The following is an 18,552-nucleotide window of genomic DNA, read 5'->3' on the forward strand; positions in this document are numbered from 1 at the left end:
ATAATGACTAGAACAGTAAGTATGTCAACTGCAATTAATGAAGCGATGAAAATATCAATGCGTCGTGATGAAAATGTAATTTTAATCGGAGAAGATGTTGCAGGCGGTGCACAAGTGGATCACTTGCAAGATGATGAAGCATGGGGCGGTGTACTCGGTGTTACGAAAGGACTTGTACAAGAATTTGGTCGAAATCGTATTTTAGATACTCCAATTTCAGAAGCGGGTTATATGGGAGCGGCGATGGCAGCTGCTGCAACAGGTTTACGTCCGATAGCTGAATTAATGTTTAATGATTTTATCGGTAGTTGTCTTGATCAAGTATTAAACCAAGGTGCAAAGTTCCGCTATATGTTCGGTGGAAAAGCGAAAGTGCCAGTTACAGTACGTACGATGCACGGTGCTGGATTTAGCGCAGCGGCACAGCATTCACAAAGTTTATATGCGTTATTTACGAGCATTCCAGGTATAAAAGTTGTCGTTCCTTCCACTCCTTATGACGCAAAAGGCTTATTATTAGCTGCAATTGAAGATGACGATCCAGTAATCTTCTTTGAAGATAAAACACTTTACAATATGAAAGGCGAAGTACCAGAAGGGTACTATACAATTCCTTTAGGAAAAGCAGATATTAAACGTGAAGGTTCTGATGTAACAATCGTTGCAATTGGAAAACAAGTTCATACAGCACTTGCAGCTGCAAAGCAATTATCGAAAAAAGGACTTGAGGTAGAAGTAATCGATCCACGTTCTTTATCACCGCTGGATGAAGATACGATTTTAGCATCTGTTGAAAAAACGAATCGCCTGATTGTTATTGACGAAGCAAATCCAAGATGTAGTATCGCAACAGATATTGCGGCAATTGTAGCGGATAAAGGATTCGATTTGTTAGATGCACCTATTAAACGAATTACAGCACCACATACACCAGTTCCGTTTTCGCCACCACTTGAAAAGTTATATTTACCAACGCCGGAGAAAGTAATTGAAACTGTATCAGAAATGATCGGAGACCAATCTTTATTACATGTGTAATGAAACGATGAGAAGGGAGAGAGAAACATGGCTGTAGAAGTTGTAATGCCGAAGTTAGGTATGGCGATGAAAGAAGGTATTATTACGAGCTGGAATATTAAAGCAGGTGATAATGTAGAAAAAGGTGAACTAATTGCTAGTATTAACTCGGAAAAAATCGAAACTGAAATAGAAGCACCAGCTGATGGAACTGTTCTTGATATAGCTGTAAGTGAAGATGAGGGAGTGCCGCCGGGTACTGTAATTTGCTACATCGGTAAACCGGACGAAAAAGTAGAAGTTCATGAAAACATACATGTTGTAGAAGAAAAAGCATCTAATCCAGAACCTAAAAAGGTACAACATCCAGAACCATATGCGATAGATGTGACGAAGCAAAGAGTTAAAATATCTCCAGTAGCAAAGAAAATTGCAAAAACTGAAAATCTCGATATTAGATCATTAATTGGTACAGGACCTGGCGGAAGAATTACAAAGGTAGATGTATTAAAGGCGCTTGAAGAAAGAGTAGCAATTCCAGAAGTACTTGAACAAGAAGAAAGTAAAGTCATTCCTATTACTGGTATGCGAAAAGCAATTGCGAACCGTATGCATGCAAGCTTACAAAATAGTGCGCAATTAACATTAACGATGAAAGTAGATGTTACAGATTTAGTTGCTTTACATAAAGAAATAGCGGAAGTTGTACAAAAACGATACGATAACAAACTAACTATTACTGATTTCGTTTCTCGTGCTGTTGTATTAGCGCTTAGAGAGCATAAAGAAATGAACAGCGCGTATATAAATGATGCCATTCATCAATTTGAACATGTTCATTTAGGTATGGCGGTCGCGTTAGAAAAAGGATTAGTCGTTCCAGCTATTCGCTTTGCTAATAATCTATCTTTAGTAGAGTTATCTAAAGAGATTAAAAATGTGGCACAAAAGGCACGAGCAGGCAGTTTAAGTAGTGATGATATGCAAGGGACAACATTTACAATTAGTAATTTAGGTAGCTTCGGTATTGAATATTTTACGCCAGTATTAAATACACCTGAAACTGGTATTTTAGGTGTAGGTGCAATTGAACATGTTCCTGTATATAAAGGGAAAAAATTAAGAAAAGGAAGTATGTTACCTTTAAGTTTAACATTCGATCATCGTGTACTAGACGGTGCACCAGCAGCTACATTTTTACGCACAATTAAAGAGTATTTAGAAGAGCCTGTAACAATTCTTTTATAAAGAGAAGGTGAGAAAATGAGTAATTTAGTTGTTATTGGGGGCGGACCTGCTGGTTATGTAGCGGCAATTACCGCGGCTCAAAATGGAAAAGATGTCACTCTTATTGATGAAGCTGATCTTGGCGGGACTTGTTTAAATGTCGGTTGTATGCCTACGAAATCATTGTTAGAAAGTGCGGAAGTGCATGACATTGTGAGAAAAGCGAATAATTATGGAGTTACACTTAACGAGGGAAGTATATCAATTGATTGGAAGCAAATACAGGCGAGGAAATCACAAATCGTAACGCAGCTCGTCCAAGGAATCCAATATTTAATGAAGAAAAATAAAATAAAAGTTATACAAGGTAAAGCGAAATTTGAAACGGATCACCGTGTGCGAGTTACACATGGTGATAAAGAAGAGGTAGTAGATGGAGAACAGTTCATTATAGCGGCAGGATCAGAACCAACTGAATTACCTTTTGCTCCATTTGATGGGAAGTGGATTTTAAATAGTAATCATGCAATGTCCCTAGAAAATATACCAAAATCATTATTAATCGTTGGTGGTGGTGTAATAGGTTGCGAGTTTGCAAGCATTTATAGTCGTCTTGGAACAAAAGTTACGATTGTTGAAATGGCATCGCAATTATTACCTGGTGAAGATGAAGATATCGCACAAATTTTAAGGGAGAAACTAGAAAATGATGGCGTAAAAATATTTACAGGAGCGGCTTTAAAAGGATTAAATAATTATAAGAAGCAGGCTTCATTTGAATATGAAGGAAGTATCCAAGAAGCCAACCCGGAATTCATTCTCGTTTCTGTAGGTCGAAAACCACGTGTACAAGAATTAGCTTTAGAAAAAGCAGGCATTCAATTTTCAAATAAAGGAATTTCTGTGAATGAACATATGCAAACAAATAGATCACATATTTACGCAGCGGGTGATGTGATTGGTGGAATACAGCTTGCTCACGTTGCCTTCCATGAAGGAACGACAGCGGCATTACACGCGAGCGGAGAAGATGTGAAAGTAAACTATCATGCTGTACCTCGCTGTATTTATACAGCTCCAGAAATTGCTAGTGTCGGTTTAACAGAAAAAGGAGCAAGAGAGCAATACGGTGACATCCTCATTGGAGAATTCGCATTTACAGCGAACGGAAAAGCGCTTATTATTGGAGAACAAACGGGGAAAGTAAAAGTTATTGTGGAACCTAAATATCAAGAAATTGTAGGGATTTCTATTATCGGTCCTCGTGCAACCGAACTAATCGGACAAGGAACGGTGATGATTCATACAGAAGTAACCGCTGATATAATGAGAGATTATATTGCAGCACATCCAACTTTATCTGAAGCGATTCATGAGGCATTATTGCAGGCAGTAGGACATGCTGTACATGCTTGAAGGTAAAAAGACCAGTCTAATAGGACTGGTCTTTTTAGTAAATAATATTTAAGTAGCAATATGTATAAAAAGATACTAGAAAAATCACTATACTCTCATGTTTTTTTAATCGATGAGAGTATAGTGATTTTGAAACTTCTTCACTTATTTAATTGAAATGCGCTGTTACTATTTAATTTCAATAGCTGAAGTTATATCGTTCCAATCTGCAGCTAAATTAGCAGTTTGACCATACCAATCAGAGTGTCTAAAGGAGACACCTTTTCCATATCCTTGAGTTGAAGAATGTTCCCATAGCGTTGTTGAATAACTTGCAGAAGGTGAAGCTGTACTTACAGAAGAAATTCTGTCGTTCCAGCTAGAAGGTAGGTTTTTAAAGCCACCGCTCCAATAAATATACTGTCCACCTTTATTTTGATGCTCATAAAAATCGGTACTACCAGCACCACTACCTAAAGGGTTAATTTGATTTTTAAGTGCCTTTTTATCCTTTTCAATAAAAGCATTCAATGTTTCTCTGCTAGTAAAGCCATAAGCTAACCAATCTCCATTTTCATTTTGCTTAGGTAGTACCATAGTAATTTGGATGTCTTTTTTTGATTGATCGCTTAATTTTGTGAATGAATTAACATTCTTTTCATCAACTTTTAAATAATCAAATGATTTAATTGTATTATCTTTTTCTGCAGCACTTACTACTCCTAATCCTCCAGTTAATGCAAAACCTGCTACTAATGTCCCTGCTACTAATTTCTTCAACATATAACCATCCCTTTTTGTTTAGATTTTTGTACAGGAAAATCTTGTACAAGTAAAATGTAATCTAGTTTTATAATTTTGTAAATATTCTGAAGTTTTAGAAATAATAAACAGAATATTAACAGTTTTACATTTTCTTTTTAGAAAAAACAGTTATTAGAATGATATAATAAATAGATTAATTACTTTTTTTGGATATAAATACATTTTGGAGAGATGTCTTTGAAATATTTCACAAAAGATTGGTATAAAGAAATGCAAATTTCAGGATTTGTAAAATTCATAGAGTCGATAGAAGAATGGGAAGAGATGGAGAAAGAGTATAAACAAAGTTTGAAAGAAGAGGTGGAAGAAAGGAAAGAAGAATTATTAAAGTTTCTTCCTGAGTCACTGCATCCGTATATTCATAACAACACAATTAAGTCAGAATACCCATCAGAAAAGTTAAAGAAACTTATGCTTGATTGGACAGAAGATTATGAGAAAAGAATGAATGATTTAGAACAAGCTTATATAGATAATTTTAATGCTATAAAAGAAAAGCTCGCGCAGAATGTCGTTCAACTACATGAATACTCACTACATGACAGTGTAGTCAAATCAGTAGAGAGAAGATCAAAAGATACGCTAATTATAACTTTAGATTGCAGTGGTACTTTCAGTGAATTTGACAAACTGGAAGTAACTTTTACAGGCGTAACGAAATGTTCTATTCCGGAAAATTTTGAAGGTGCTTGGTGGTTATATCATGAAATAGATCTTACTAATGAAGGTTTCGAATTGGGTGTGTTATTTGATTGCCCATTTGAAGAAGTAACGATTTGTGTAAAAGATGTATTGCTTGAGAAAAGTAACTAGTAAACTTTATAACTTTACAAACAAAAAAACAGTCCTATATGACTGTTTTTTATTTAGATGCTAAATTATCAAGTTTCCAATATGTATCTGTTAACGGCGCAGCTTTGCTATCTATGTATAAATACATATTATTTAAATCTTTTGGATAAGTTTTCATATTAAATACAATATCGGTAGTTAAAGAAAACTCAGATGGAACCTTTTTAGCATTTTCATTTTGAATAAATTCACCTTCGTATTTTTCACCCGTTTTTTCATCTTTTATGAAATATTTTATTTCTGAAAGATCTATCGTTTGTCCGTCAGCACGAGCATTATTTATTGTAACGCGAGCTGTGAGACGCCACTCTTTGTCTATTTTTTCAAATTTTGCATTTTCAACTGTTGCTCTATAGTATTCGTTTTTAACTATTTCCCCATAATGCATTGCATTCTTTTCGAGAGCGCTCTTTTCTTGTTTTGGTGCTGTATTTCCACTACATCCTGCCATTATTCCTGTAAATAATAATGCTGTACAAGTTACTTTAATTATAGATTTCATAGTAATCCCTTTCTGTATTAAAAAGTAAAATATAGGAATAATTTTACATCAGTAGGAAGGTAAATGGAAGTATGTTTGTGGAATATGCAAATATACATTTATTTCGTTTTCAAGTTAATGGGATAGAAAGAGGGAGAAAAACTGTATAAAGCTGAATAAATAAGAATTGAAAATATTGTAATACAGAAAAAGCATGCATATAATTAAAATAAAGATTAAATTTCTGAATCTTCAATAATGGTGGTGGGAACATGTTTACTGAAGAGCGTAGAGAGAAAATTTTAGAGTTACTTAAGAGAGATGGAAGAGTAATCGCAAAGGATCTTGCGGAAAGTTTTGATATGTCTATTGATTCTATAAGAAGAGATTTGTCTATTATGGAGAAGGATGGTTTATTAAAAAGAACGCACGGAGGTGCAGTTGAACTTACGCGAGTGAGAAACTTAGCTGCCGAACCATCGAAACGTTATCGTGATAGTTCAATAGATGAAGATGCGATTGCGAAAGTTGCTGTATCCTACATACAAGAAGGAGATTCCGTTTTTATTGGCGGGGCTTCCATTCATTATGCCATGTTAAAGTATTTACCTGAAACATCATTTATAGTTATTACGAATGCTTTAGAAATTGCTAGTAAGTTACGAGAATATAAGAACATTGATACGTACTTAATTGGTGGAAAAGTGAAACCATCAGGAAATATGACAGATACACTGGCCTCTGAATTGATAAGTAGATTCTCTATTGATCTTTATTTCTCTACAGGTGGCGGTATTTCATTGAATGGTATAAGTACTGCGACACCGGAAGTTGCTTATTTTGGAAAAACAGTAAGTAAAATTGCTAGAAGAAATATTTGTTTAGCTCCTCATAATAAACTTGGAATAGACTGCTTTATAAAAGGAGAGTCACTAATAGAAATTGACCTTATCATAACAGATGAAGGGGCTAGTAAAGAAACGATTCAACAATTTGAGAAACAAGGTAAAGAAATTGTAATAGCGTCAATAGACCTCATTTAAAAGGAGTTTGAAATGATTATAAAAGGACAAGAGTTTCATATGAATGGATTAACTTATACAGTTCGTTCTGCAGTTCAAACGGATGCTGAGCAGCTATCAAAAATGAGAGTACAAATCGATGGAGAAACTGAAAATATGGATAGAGAAGAAGGTGAGGGATTTATAGATACGAAAGGTTTCCAGGAAATAATAAAAACAGATAGTGGAAAAACGAGAAATCTCTTTTTAGTTACGGAAGTTCATAACCGTATCGTTGGATTTTCGAGATGTGAAGGATCGGACTTAAGGAGATTGTCTCATAAAGTAGAGTTCGGAGTTTGTATTTTAAAAGAGTATTGGGGATATGGGATTGGCAAAAATCTTTTACAAGAATCAATAAAGTGGGCTAATGCAAATGAAGTGAAAAAGATAGCATTACAAGTGCTAGAGACAAATGAGAAAGCCATTCAGCTTTATAAAAAGTTAGATTTTGAGATAGAAGGTATTCTAAAAAATGATAAAAAACTGTCGGATGGTAAGTATTATAATACGGTAGTAATGGGAAGGTTTACTGATACTTTTCATAAAAGAGGTGAAGAAGTATGTTTTACAGAAGGAAGTACTATGTAGTAAAAAATGAATTCATAGAAATATTTAATGATCATTTCAATGATACTAATTTACCTAATCAAATAAAATATGGTTCTCGTTTAATAGGACGCTGGATGAAAGATAATAATGATGGTACGACTGAAGTATTTGCAATATGGGAATATGATAGTTATGAACAGTATAAAGAAATTGAATCAAAAATTAGAAGCTACAAGATACATGTTAAAAGAATACATGATTGGTATGAAAAACATGGCGGGAAAGAATATGTTTTACAGGAGTACATATTAGAGTTGAAAAATGAAGAGTTAGTATGTACTGTAAAGTGATAGAGGGGTGAGGAATAATGGGAATTAAAACAAAATTATATTTTAGTTTAGCATCCACCATTTTATTTGCAATAGCGGTGATAGTTTTCTTTATAAACGGCAATCCACAAAAGTGGTTTTGGTTATGTATTTTCTTTGCGTCCATTATACAAAATATAGTTCTACTAAAAAAGAATAAAGAAGTTCATTAAGATATTCAAATTATTAACATATTTGTGTCATCTTTCTAGTTGTATTGAAAACGCTTTTATTCAGTTTTATAATAAAAGTATGTTTTATAAATCTCCAAAACAATTAATAGGGGAGATGATACAATGTTAGCTTCACCGTTTTACTTACATACATGGAAAAAGTTTGTGGATGAAGGAGTCCTTGATTCGAACCGTATAAACGAAAGAATTTCAGAGTCATGGCATCGATGTAAACAAGCAAATGTGAATCCTCATATGAATAAAGGTCAGAAAATTTTGTCTTCTGATATTTTTCAGGATCAAAAGAGAAAGAGTGAAATCTTCCTTGATATAGCAATACCTCAAATACAAAATATGAGAAAAACCATTGATGAACTGCAAATGATGGCATTATTAATTGATCCAGATGGTTATGTTCTATCATTAAGTGGGAATCAGCAAACTTTGAAACGAGCGAAACATATTAATTTTATTGAAGGTGTGAAATGGACGGAAGCAGCTGTTGGTACAAATGCGATAGGAACAGCGTTAGAGATTGAAGAGGCTATTATGATAAGTGGTACAGAGCATTATTCTGTCGCATCTCATAGCTGGAGCTGTGCGGCCTCTCCGATTCATAATGATGATGGGAAATTAATTGGTGTTCTAGATTTCTCCTGTCCAATTGAGTTTTCACATCCATATATGCTCGGAATGGTAACTTCGATCGCGCATGCGATTGAACGTGAATGTAGTATTCGAGTACATCAAAATGAACTGCATTTAATCCATCGTTTTTTAGATGTAATTGACAGTGAAGAACAAGTTGTTATTTGTAACCATCGTGATGTTATCGTTTCTGCGAGCAAGAGGGTTCGTGAACGAGTATGTAATTGGTCACGAATGAAACTTGAAGATTTAATGCACAATGGATTGAAACCTAAATTAGAGGTACCGGTATATAGTAATGATAGAATGATCGGGAAATGTATTTACTTAAAGGAAAATAAACAAGAAAATTTATTTTCTACTTACCCGTTTATAAACGGAATTACTTTCCCTGGAGTTATTGGGACAAGCAGCGTATTTCAACATACTTTAGAAGAAATTAAGCTTGTTTCACCAACTGACGCTAGTGTATATGTATGTGGTGAAACAGGTGTAGGGAAAGAATATGTAGCGAGAGCGATTCATGAAAATAGTCCAAGAAAAAATGGTCCTTTTATAGCTGTTAACTGCGGTTCATTACCGAAAGGATTAATGGAAAGTGAATTATTCGGTTATGCTGAAGGTGCGTTTACAGGTGCGCGGCGCCAAGGATATAAAGGGAAATTCGAACAAGCAGACGGAGGAACAATATTTTTAGATGAAATTGGTGAAGTGCCGCCAGAGATGCAAGTGGCATTATTGCGTGTTTTGCAAGAACGAACAGTAACCCCAATTGGTAGTTCAAAAGAGGTACCAGTAAATATTCGTATTATTACTGCGACACATAAAGATTTACTACGATTAGTAGAAGAAGGGAAATTCCGTCAAGATTTATATTATCGTTTACATGTTTATCCGCTATATGTTCCGTCGTTAATAGAAAGAAAAGAGGATATTCCGTACTTCATACAACATTTTTGTGAACGAAAGGATTGGAATGTTGTATTTCCAAAGAGTATTTGTAATCAATTTTCACAGCATACATGGCCCGGAAATATTCGAGAATTATTAAATGTATTAGAACGCATATACATTTTGTCGCAAGGACGGGAAATATGCGAAAAACAAATCTCTTTTTTATTACAAACAATGATGGGGAATCAACATCAACTTGAATTGCAAGCAGAAAATAAAACAGAGCATACATTAAATTTCCGTGAAAAAATACAGCGTGATAGTATGATTGAAGCGCTAGAAAAGACGAATGGAAATGTTTCGTTAGCTGCAAAACTATTAGATGTGCCACGCAGTACATTTTATAAACGTATGCAAAAATTCAGGCTATAAAAGTAGATTTTTGTAATCTACTTTTTCTTTATGGGCTCACGTTCTGTCGGAATGTGCGCTTGCCAGGGAAATAATAGAATAATTAGAAAGAAGATTTCCTGAAGGGGGTTAGCATGTGAAGTATATTGAAATTGGAATCGGGAATAGGTGGTTCATTCGAACGGAAACCGAAAATAAAGATGAAACTGAATTCGAGGAACGAGGAATTATTAAACCTATTTATTTTGAGTCTTTATATGTACGGATTTGGTTTCGGAAAACGTGTTTTATTTTTGATACGAAAGAGGGCTTTAAGAAAGTAAGAAAAAGTAGAGCTGAGTATAAGTTTATTGTTGGAATGGTGAGTAGGTTAAAACAATAGAATCACACAGGGGGTGTTTTTATGATTAGAATTATCACATTCATACTCGCTTTTATTATAATGGGCTATTCTATTTACAGTTGGAATGATGATTCGAAGCAAAGTATGCTCATTTTACAATTACTTTTAGGTTTTATGCTTGCCGGTATGGGGATACAAAACGTTAAGAAGGATGAAAAAGAGAATAAGAATATGGGGCTTTTGCTATTACTTACATCACTTTTTTGTATTATTGTATCGTTAATAAAATATTTTAAATAAACCGTTACTAAGCATATTGAGTAACGGTTTTTTGAGGTTATAATGTGCTATTTATATAACCCCGTCGTATACATTACCGTTAAAGTATGTACAATTTCTTCTAATTCTAGTTCTTTATCATTTTGCACGATTGTCCAAAGAAACGTTTCATTCATAGAGAACCAGCCGCATGCGACAATCTCTTTATTTAACTCAGTTCGTACTAATTCATTTTCCTGGGAATGAGTAATGTCTTGTATAATCCGTGTTACAAAGCGTTCGCGAATCTCATCCCATTTTTGACGTATTTCTTTTGAGGTTCTTATTGCTTCTTCAACAACTTGTAATATAGCTCTTTCTTCTTGTGCTAACTGTAAAAAAGCGCGTACTTGATTCTGAATCATATCTCGTGCTTCGGCCTTTGTTTGAGGTAAAAAAGAGCGATCAGCAATATCATAAAAGCGATTCATAACATCTTCCATCAAAACGACGAGGAGAGCATCTTTGTTTTTAAAATATACATATGCTGTTCCATAACCAGTTTCTGCATGTTTAATAATTTGCGTGATTGTAGTTTTCTGAAATCCGTTTTTTATAAACATAGTATAACCGGAATGTAATAGTTTCTTTTTTGTTTCTAAGGAGCGGTGTTTTCTTGTTGAAAGAGTAGAATTTTTCAAGGAATCACCTCTTTATACTGAAATATCTGAAAATATAATTGTATTGTAAAAGAAGTTCGTATATAAAGTCAACTGACATAATATCATTGACGTTATATCAATTTAAGTGATATATTTCAATTAGTTAGAATAAAAAGAAAATTAAAAGAAGGTGACACCATGTATAAAGAACCATTTCAACCAACTTATGAGTATGCGCTTGAATGTGATAAACATGATGAACTGAAAGATTTTCAATCTGAATTTTATAAAAAAGAAGGAACAATATATTTAGATGGTAACTCTTTAGGGTTGCTTTCAAAAAGAGCAGAGAAATCGTTACTTACCTTGCTAGATTCATGGAAAGAGTTTGGGATTGATGGATGGACTGAAGGTGAGCATCCATGGTTTTTCCTTTCGGAGAAATTGGGTGAATTGACAGCACCTCTTATTGGATCTTTACCGGAAGAAACAATTGTAACCGGTTCCACGACTGCGAATATACATCAAGTTATTGCGACGTTTTATGAACCAAAAGGAATACGAACAAAAATTCTTGCGGATGAATTAACTTTTCCGTCAGATATTTATGCACTTCAGAGTCAAATTCGTTTAAAAGGATTAGATCCAGATGAACATTTAGTACGGGTGAAAAGCCGAGATGGAAGAACACTTTCTGAAGATGATATTATTCATGCGATGACCGATGATATCGCTTTAATATTATTACCTTCTGTACTATATAGAAGCGGACAAATTCTTGATATGAAGCGATTAACAACTGAAGCTCATAAACGTGGTATTCATATTGGATTTGATTTATGTCATTCAATTGGATCTATTCCACATCATTTCAAAGAGTGGGATGTTGATTTCGCTATATGGTGTAATTATAAATATTTAAATGCAGGACCTGGTGGTGTTGGGGGCCTTTATGTAAATAAAAAGCACTTTAATAGAATTCCAGGATTGTCTGGGTGGTTTAGTTCTAGAAAAGATAAGCAGTTTGATATGGAACATTCATTAACTGCGGCTGATCATGCTGGGGCGTACCAAATAGGAACACCCCACGTATTGAGTACGGCACCATTAATTGGTTCTCTTGAAATTTTTAAAGAAGCTGACATTGAAAAGTTACGTGAAAAATCATTACATATTACGAGATATATGCTTGATTTAATTGAACATGAATTAAAAGGATTTGAATTTACAATTGGAAATCCATTAGAGGATGAAAAACGAGGCGGGCATATTTATTTAGAACATGCTGAGGCGGCGCGTATTTGTAAAGCGTTAAAAGCAAATGGGGTTATTCCAGACTTTAGAGCTCCAAATGGAGTTAGACTTGCACCTGTTGCTTTATACAATACGTATGAGGAAGTATGGAACTCTGTACAAATCTTAAAGAAAATTATGAAAAATGAAGAATATAAAAACTTTGAAAATAAGCGAGAGGTTGTGGCGTAAGCATGAAAACATCGCAGTGGATTGATATTTCACAACCACTAAATAATGATATCGCGACATGGCCAGGGGATACACCGTTCTCGTATGAAGTTTCATGGTCAAAAGAAAACAGTGGTTCAGTAAATGTCGGAAAGTTAACGATGAGTATCCATACAGGTACTCATATTGATGCACCTTTTCATTTTGATAATGACGGTAAGAAGGTGTTGGATTTAGATATTCAAGTTTATGTTGGCCCAGCGCGAATCATTGACGTTTCTAATCTTGAAAGCATCGGGAAAAAGGAATTAGAAAACTTTCATTTAGAAGGTGTAGAACGATTGTTATTACGTACATCTTCACATGGTAAAGTAAATGAATTCCCAGATGTAATCCCGCATTTACGCGCAGATATTGCAGCCTTTCTTTCTGAAAAGGGAATTCGTTTAATCGGGGTGGACGTACCATCTGTTGATCCTTTAGATGATAAAGAACTAGCAGCACATCATCAATTATTTAAACATGGAATTCACATTTTAGAAAATGTCGTACTCGATCACGTAGTAGACGGCGATTACGAACTTATTGCATTACCACTTGCATTAACAGATGCGGATGGGAGTCCAGTTCGAGCTGTTATTAGACCAATATAAGTAGAAATGAACACAAAGGGGCGTTTGGCTAATATGAAAGAAAATGAAAAGGTAATTATGGAAAAAGGGATTCATACGGATTTTAAGGAGAATATGACGTACGGAGAGTATTTACAGCTAGGTAGCTTATTATCTAGTCAACAAAGATTATCAGACCATCATGATGAAATGTTATTTATCGTCATCCATCAAGCGAGTGAGCTTTGGATGAAATTAATTTTACATGAACTGAATGCGGCGATTGAATCTATTAAACAAAATAAATTACCACCAGCTTTTAAAATGTTAGCACGCGTATCAAAAATTCAGTCACAAATCATTCAATCTTGGGATATTCTGGCGACATTAACGCCATCAGAATATATTGAGTTTCGTGATTCACTTGGTCAAGCTTCAGGCTTCCAATCGTATCAATATAGAATGATTGAGTATGCACTTGGTTATAAAACACCACATGCATTAAAGATTTATGAAAAGGACCCAGAATTACATGCTCGTCTTCATAAAGCACTTCATGCACCAAGTTTGTATGATGTGGCGATACAAGCGCTTGTTAAAGAAGGATTCCCAATTCATAAAGATGTGTTAAATCGTGATATTACGCAGCCTTACGAAGAGGATGCAACTGTAGAAGCGGCTTGGATAGAAGTATATGCGGACGTGCAGAAATATTGGGATTTATATCAGCTTGCAGAGAAATTAATCGATATTGAAGACTGGCTACAACAATGGCGTTTCCGTCATATGAAAACGGTAGAACGAATTATTGGTCATAAAATGGGAACAGGTGGCTCTTCTGGCGTATCTTATTTAAAGCGAGTGCTTGATCAATGCTTCTTCCCAGAGCTTTGGAACGTTCGAACGAAATTATAAAAATAAACTTGTCAGCTATTAAATGCTGGCAAGTTTATTTTTTGTTTTAATAACAAATATGATTTAATAGAGAGAACGAAATGAATAACAAATATTACATAACCATTTAGATGGAGGAAGATTTCTTGAATTTCGAGCAATTACAAAATAAATTTGAAAAGAAAAAGGTTAATACATTTCTTGTTTATCAAAAGGGGGAATTAACGACTGAGTACTATAAAACGATAGATTGTGCAAATGACTTATTTAAAATTAATTCGATTACAAAAAGTATCGTATCTATATTAATTGGTATCGCAATTGATAAAGGATTTATAAATAATATACATACACCAATCACAACATGGATTCCCAATGTGCCGGAGGAAAAGAGGGAATTAACGCTGTATCATTTATTAACGATGACAACAGGAGAAAATTGGAAAGAGTTCGGAAATGGGGTTGTTTTCCCGAATGATTTTGTGGAATCAGACAATTGGGTGCAATACATTTTAGAAAAGCCGCTTATTGAAGAAATGGGTACGAAAATGAATTATAATTCAGGTTCTTCTCACTTACTTAGTTACATCATTCAACAAGCAACTGGAATGTCGACGGAGCAGTTCGCGAAAAAGTATTTATTTGAGCCGTTAAACATTACGGAGTATGAGTGGCAACAAGACCCGCAAGGTATATATGTTGGCGGATTTGGTATGAAAATGAAATCTATAGATTTATTAAAATTAGGAAAAGTATGTTTGCACAATGGATATTGGAAGGGTAATGAAATCGTATCATCGAAATGGTTAGAAGAATCAAATACAGCTCTATTCGAAACGTATGAACATGTCGGAGCATATGGATATCACTGGTGGGTATTAAATAACGAAAGATTTCACATACCGTATTGTATGTATTTTGCTATGGGATACGGAGGGCAATACATTATTATCATTCCGCAGTTAGAGCTCGTAGCTGTAATTAGTAGTCACATGCCAAAACGTGGCCTCGTACCATTAAAGTTATTTATAGAACATATAAAAGAGAATTCCAATCATAAATAAGTAGAGAAATGAGGTGTTTTATGAGAAATGCAAAAATGATAGCGATTTATAGACTGTTATTAAGTCTTCTAGCGTTTAGTGCACTTATTACTCAATTTGTTACAAGGGCACAAGTGAAACCGTTCAATCCAGTTAACTTTTTTAGTTTCTTCACAATTGAAAGTAATATTTTAGTTGCGGTAATTCTACTATTTAGTAGTTTGGGGACAGCTCTATTTGGACGTTCCGAGCAATTTGGAGTTCTTCGCGGTGCAGCTACAGTATACATACTGACAACAGGACTTATTTATTTTCTGTTATTAAGGGGATTAGAAGAGTCACTTCAAACACCGATACCGTGGGTAAATACTGTGCTTCATTACATCATGCCGTTAGCGATGATTTTAGATTGGATTATAAATCCACCTACGAAGACCATTACATGGAAACAGGCTGCGAGTTGGCTTGTTTTCCCGCTTTTATATGTTGTCTATAGCTTAATACGCGGGCCATTCGTGAATTGGTACCCATATCCGTTTTTAGATCCGAGAATAGGTGGATATGGGAGAGTATTTTTATATAGTATAGGGATATCCGTTGTTATTGGAGCTATTTGCGGATTAGTAAAAATGTTAGGGAATCGATCTTTGCATATAAAAAATAATCCTCCTTATTAAGGAAGAAGTACATAAAGAAACCTCTGTCTGTATGTAAAGACGGAGGTTTTTTTGTTTTACCGACTTGTCTTCTGAAAGGACATCTTTAAAAATTCCTCTGTTTTCGTATCAAACTCTACATCCACAAAAACACCATACTCTTTTCCACCCTCACGTAGCCATAATTTAAACTTTTCAACTGTTATTTGAACAGTTTTTGGTTGTCTACCTATATGAAGGTAATCGATAATCTCAGCTTTCGGATATTGTTCTTTCGTTTTTTCAACGGCTAGTTTACCCCATTTTGCATAGGGTGGCTGTGCGTGAACAATAGATGGGTCGGTATGTATATTTGAACATGTTGTTATTAAAAAAAATATAAATGCTGTACGTACGAAGAATCGCTTCATAATAAGCTCCTTTTATTCTTTTTGTATATTGTTTACATATTTCTTCAAGCATATAAGTTTGGATTTTTTTGTCTTCTTTACATAAAAGCGAGGGTTTTACAAAACATAACCATGAAATCATTTCCGTAATTAAGGAGGGAAATACATGCGTCAAAAAGCTGTTTTTAAGATAGCGATCTTGCTTGTCTTTATCGGGCTATCGTTAATGGTAAGTAGTATACAAACCAAAAATGTAGAAGCCTTTTCTAATCAAGTGATTCAAAGAGGGGCATCTGGAGAAGATGTCATTGAACTGCAAACTCGTTTGAAATATAACGGATTTTATACGGGGAAAGTTGATGGTGTTTTCGGATGGGGTACATATTGGGCGCTTCGAAACTTTCAGCAAAAATTCGGATTGCCAGTTGATGGTTTAGCGGGTGCTAAAACGAAGCAAATGCTTGTAAAGGCAACGAAGTATGATAAGTCAACCGCTAATAAAGATACTACAACTAATAAAGGGAACAGTGGTGGAGGTACACAGGAAAATAAGCCGCCAAAAAGTACAGGGACAAATGTTCCAAACGGTTATTCTCAAAATGACATTCAGTTAATGGCAAACGCTGTATACGGAGAATCCCGTGGTGAGCCGTATTTAGGACAAGTTGCAGTAGCTGCGGTTATTTTAAACCGTGTCACAAGTGCATCATTTCCAAATACTGTTTCAGGAGTAATCTTTGAGCCGAGAGCATTTACAGCAGTAGCAGATGGACAAATATATTTAACGCCAAATGAAAATGCGAAAAAAGCCGTATTAGATGCGATCAATGGATGGGACCCAACTGGGAATGCATTATATTATTTCAACCCAGATACTGCGACAAGTAAATGGATTTGGACTCGTCCACAAATTAAAAAAATTGGTAAGCATATTTTCTGTAAATAGAGCGGAGGTGGAAACATGTTACGAGGTATTATCATCGTATTGTTAACAGTAGGTGTAGTCGGAACAGGGTATTGGGGCTATAAAGAGCATCAAGAGAAAAATGCAGTATTAATTCGAGCGGAAAATAGTTATCAGCGTGCGTTTCATGATTTAGCATATGAAGTTGATTTATTACACGATAAAATTGGAACAACACTGGCGATGAATTCACGTTCCTCATTATCGCCAGCTTTAGTAGATGTATGGCGTTTAACATCAGAGGCTCGTTCTGATGTAGGACAATTACCTTTAACATTAATGCCATTTAATAAAACGGAAGAGTTCCTTGCGAATATCGGTGATTTTAGTTATCGTGCAGCGGTTCGTGATTTAGAAAAAGATCCGTTAAATGATCAAGAATATAAAACGTTACAAGGTTTATATTCAAATGCAGCAAATATACAAGATGAACTGAGAAAAGTGCAGCATCTTGTATTGAAAAATAATCTTCGCTGGATGGATGTAGAAATGGCTCTTGCGTCAAACCAAGATCCAGCAGATAACACAATTATCGATGGATTAAAGACGGTAGAAAAGAATGTAACATCATACTCGTCCACAAACTTTGGACCGACTTTTACAAGTGCACAAAAGAATAAAAAAGGCGGATTTGAAGCAAAAGGAAAGGCGATTTCGAAAGCGGAAGCGGAAAAAATCGCGAAATCATTTTTAAACTTAAAAGGGAATGAAAAAGTAGAAGTTGAGAAAAGTGGAAAAGGTGCAAAAGAATCATTCTACAGTGTGAAAATTCAAGATCCAGCAACGAACAATGAGTATTATATGGATATTACCGGAAAAGGTGGATATCCAATTTGGGTAATGAACAACCGAGAAATTAAAGAGCAAAAAATCAGTTTAAATGATGCAGGAAGTAAAGGATTAACATTTTTAAAGGATCACAAGTTTACAAATATGGAGCTGTTTGATAGTTCTCAATATGATAATATCGGTGTGTTTACGTACGTTGTAAGTGAAAATGGAGTGCGTATTTATCCAGAAGCAATCCAAATGAAAATTGCTTTAGATGATGGGTCGATTGTTGGTTTTTCCGCAAAGGAATATTTAGTATCACATCAAAAACGAACGATTCCGAGTGCGAAGCTAACCGCTGCTGAAGCGAGAAAGAAAATTAACCCCGATGTAAAAGTTATGGAAGAACGTAAAGCTGTAGTAGTAAATGACTTGCATAATGAAGTACTTTGTTATGAATATATTGGTACTTTAGGGAAAGATACGTACCAAATTTTCATTAACGCAAATAGCGGTGCAGAAGAAAAAGTGAAGAAGATGCAAGCTGTTGAGAAAATTTATGATTAAACATCAATGATAAAGTGGTGAAAATA

General features: G+C 34.8%; 21 protein-coding genes. 17 read left to right on the forward strand and 4 right to left on the reverse strand.

The features are described from left to right. The first annotated feature begins 3 nt into the window (after positions 1-3). Genes acoB through lpdA form a run of 3 tightly spaced genes read left to right on the forward strand, consistent with a single transcriptional unit; the run spans position 4 to position 3,660 of the window. Positions 4-1,038, forward strand: a complete 1,035-nt coding sequence (acoB, locus tag JFU20_RS28665; RefSeq protein ID WP_000198897.1) for an acetoin:2,6-dichlorophenolindophenol oxidoreductase subunit beta — start codon at positions 4-6, stop codon at positions 1,036-1,038. Positions 1,039-1,065: 27 nt separating this feature from the next. Next, complete coding sequence (locus tag JFU20_RS28670) at positions 1,066-2,265, forward strand: dihydrolipoamide acetyltransferase family protein (RefSeq protein WP_002165658.1); 1,200 nt, start codon at positions 1,066-1,068, stop codon at positions 2,263-2,265. Positions 2,266-2,280: 15 nt separating this feature from the next. After that, on the forward strand, positions 2,281-3,660 hold the full coding sequence (lpdA, locus tag JFU20_RS28675; RefSeq protein WP_002165659.1) for a dihydrolipoyl dehydrogenase: 1,380 nt from the start codon (positions 2,281-2,283) through the stop codon (positions 3,658-3,660). 168 nt (positions 3,661-3,828) lie between these two features. Here lpdA and JFU20_RS28680 read toward each other — a convergent pair whose 3' ends face one another. After that, positions 3,829-4,422: a hypothetical protein gene (locus JFU20_RS28680; RefSeq protein WP_002165660.1), complete on the reverse strand. Its 594-nt coding sequence runs from the start codon at positions 4,420-4,422 to the stop codon at positions 3,829-3,831. Between the two features lie 219 nt (positions 4,423-4,641). On the opposite strand from JFU20_RS28680, the gene JFU20_RS28685 reads away from it, so the two are divergent. Continuing rightward, entirely contained in the window at positions 4,642-5,277 is a 636-nt protein-coding gene (locus JFU20_RS28685) for a DUF4085 family protein (protein WP_002165661.1), read from the forward strand. Between the two features lie 49 nt (positions 5,278-5,326). On the opposite strand, the gene JFU20_RS28690 is transcribed toward JFU20_RS28685, so the two are convergent. Beyond that, a complete protein-coding gene (locus tag JFU20_RS28690) occupies positions 5,327-5,818 on the reverse strand; it encodes a hypothetical protein (protein WP_201039189.1) in 492 nt (163 codons plus the stop codon). A 251-nt stretch (positions 5,819-6,069) separates the two neighbouring features. Here JFU20_RS28690 and JFU20_RS28695 point away from each other — a divergent pair, with 251 nt between their 5' ends. The 6 genes from JFU20_RS28695 to JFU20_RS28720 all read left to right on the forward strand — a co-directional run bounded on the left by JFU20_RS28695 (position 6,070) and on the right by JFU20_RS28720 (position 10,547). Then, positions 6,070-6,840 (forward strand): DeoR/GlpR family DNA-binding transcription regulator, encoded by a 771-nt coding sequence (locus JFU20_RS28695; protein ID WP_201039190.1) that lies wholly within the window; start codon positions 6,070-6,072, stop codon positions 6,838-6,840. Positions 6,841-6,852: 12 nt separating this feature from the next. Beyond that, positions 6,853-7,449, forward strand: coding sequence for a GNAT family N-acetyltransferase (locus JFU20_RS28700; protein ID WP_201039191.1), 597 nt, complete (start codon positions 6,853-6,855; stop codon positions 7,447-7,449). After that, on the forward strand, positions 7,422-7,760 hold the full coding sequence (locus JFU20_RS28705) for an NIPSNAP family protein (RefSeq protein WP_201039192.1): 339 nt from the start codon (positions 7,422-7,424) through the stop codon (positions 7,758-7,760). The genes JFU20_RS28700 and JFU20_RS28705 overlap by 28 nt, the downstream gene beginning before the upstream one ends. A 314-nt stretch (positions 7,761-8,074) precedes the next feature. Then, a complete protein-coding gene (locus JFU20_RS28710; RefSeq protein ID WP_201039193.1) occupies positions 8,075-9,925 on the forward strand; it encodes a sigma-54-dependent Fis family transcriptional regulator in 1,851 nt (616 codons plus the stop codon). Positions 9,926-10,040: 115 nt separating this feature from the next. After that, positions 10,041-10,286: a DUF3977 family protein gene (locus JFU20_RS28715; RefSeq protein ID WP_201039194.1), complete on the forward strand. Its 246-nt coding sequence runs from the start codon at positions 10,041-10,043 to the stop codon at positions 10,284-10,286. A 21-nt stretch (positions 10,287-10,307) separates the two neighbouring features. Further along, positions 10,308-10,547 (forward strand): DUF3953 domain-containing protein, encoded by a 240-nt coding sequence (locus JFU20_RS28720; RefSeq protein WP_002085155.1) that lies wholly within the window; start codon positions 10,308-10,310, stop codon positions 10,545-10,547. Between the two features lie 47 nt (positions 10,548-10,594). On the opposite strand, the gene JFU20_RS28725 is transcribed toward JFU20_RS28720, so the two are convergent. Further along, positions 10,595-11,206, reverse strand: a complete 612-nt coding sequence (locus JFU20_RS28725) for a TetR/AcrR family transcriptional regulator (RefSeq protein ID WP_033715791.1) — start codon at positions 11,204-11,206, stop codon at positions 10,595-10,597. A 159-nt stretch (positions 11,207-11,365) separates the two neighbouring features. Between JFU20_RS28725 and kynU the strand changes: the two genes are divergently transcribed. From kynU to JFU20_RS28750, 5 genes are all read left to right on the forward strand, one after another. Continuing rightward, on the forward strand, positions 11,366-12,652 hold the full coding sequence (gene kynU, locus JFU20_RS28730; RefSeq protein WP_002013078.1) for a kynureninase: 1,287 nt from the start codon (positions 11,366-11,368) through the stop codon (positions 12,650-12,652). 2 nt (positions 12,653-12,654) lie between these two features. Then, positions 12,655-13,284 carry an arylformamidase gene (gene kynB, locus JFU20_RS28735; RefSeq protein ID WP_002013079.1) on the forward strand — a complete coding sequence of 210 codons (630 nt, stop codon included), beginning with the start codon at positions 12,655-12,657 and terminating at the stop codon, positions 13,282-13,284. A 33-nt stretch (positions 13,285-13,317) separates the two neighbouring features. Beyond that, entirely contained in the window at positions 13,318-14,157 is an 840-nt protein-coding gene (gene kynA / locus JFU20_RS28740) for a tryptophan 2,3-dioxygenase (RefSeq protein WP_002165669.1), read from the forward strand. A gap of 125 nt (positions 14,158-14,282) precedes the next feature. After that, complete coding sequence (locus tag JFU20_RS28745) at positions 14,283-15,200, forward strand: serine hydrolase domain-containing protein (protein WP_002165670.1); 918 nt, start codon at positions 14,283-14,285, stop codon at positions 15,198-15,200. Positions 15,201-15,220: 20 nt separating this feature from the next. Then, on the forward strand, positions 15,221-15,856 hold the full coding sequence (locus JFU20_RS28750) for a Pr6Pr family membrane protein (RefSeq protein WP_002165671.1): 636 nt from the start codon (positions 15,221-15,223) through the stop codon (positions 15,854-15,856). Between the two features lie 56 nt (positions 15,857-15,912). Here the strand turns inward: JFU20_RS28750 and JFU20_RS28755 are convergent, their stop codons facing one another. After that, positions 15,913-16,245, reverse strand: a complete 333-nt coding sequence (locus JFU20_RS28755; protein ID WP_002013085.1) for a DUF3889 domain-containing protein — start codon at positions 16,243-16,245, stop codon at positions 15,913-15,915. 145 nt (positions 16,246-16,390) lie between these two features. Here JFU20_RS28755 and sleB point away from each other — a divergent pair, with 145 nt between their 5' ends. Both sleB and ypeB read left to right on the forward strand, forming a co-directional pair. Beyond that, a complete protein-coding gene (gene sleB, locus JFU20_RS28760; RefSeq protein ID WP_002013086.1) occupies positions 16,391-17,170 on the forward strand; it encodes a spore cortex-lytic enzyme in 780 nt (259 codons plus the stop codon). A 15-nt stretch (positions 17,171-17,185) separates the two neighbouring features. After that, entirely contained in the window at positions 17,186-18,526 is a 1,341-nt protein-coding gene (gene ypeB / locus JFU20_RS28765; protein ID WP_002013088.1) for a germination protein YpeB, read from the forward strand. Positions 18,527-18,552: the final 26 nt, after the last annotated feature.

The organism is Bacillus sp. TH30 (genome assembly GCF_016650875.1).
GTDB lineage: Bacteria > Bacillota > Bacilli > Bacillales > Bacillaceae_G > Bacillus_A > Bacillus_A mycoides.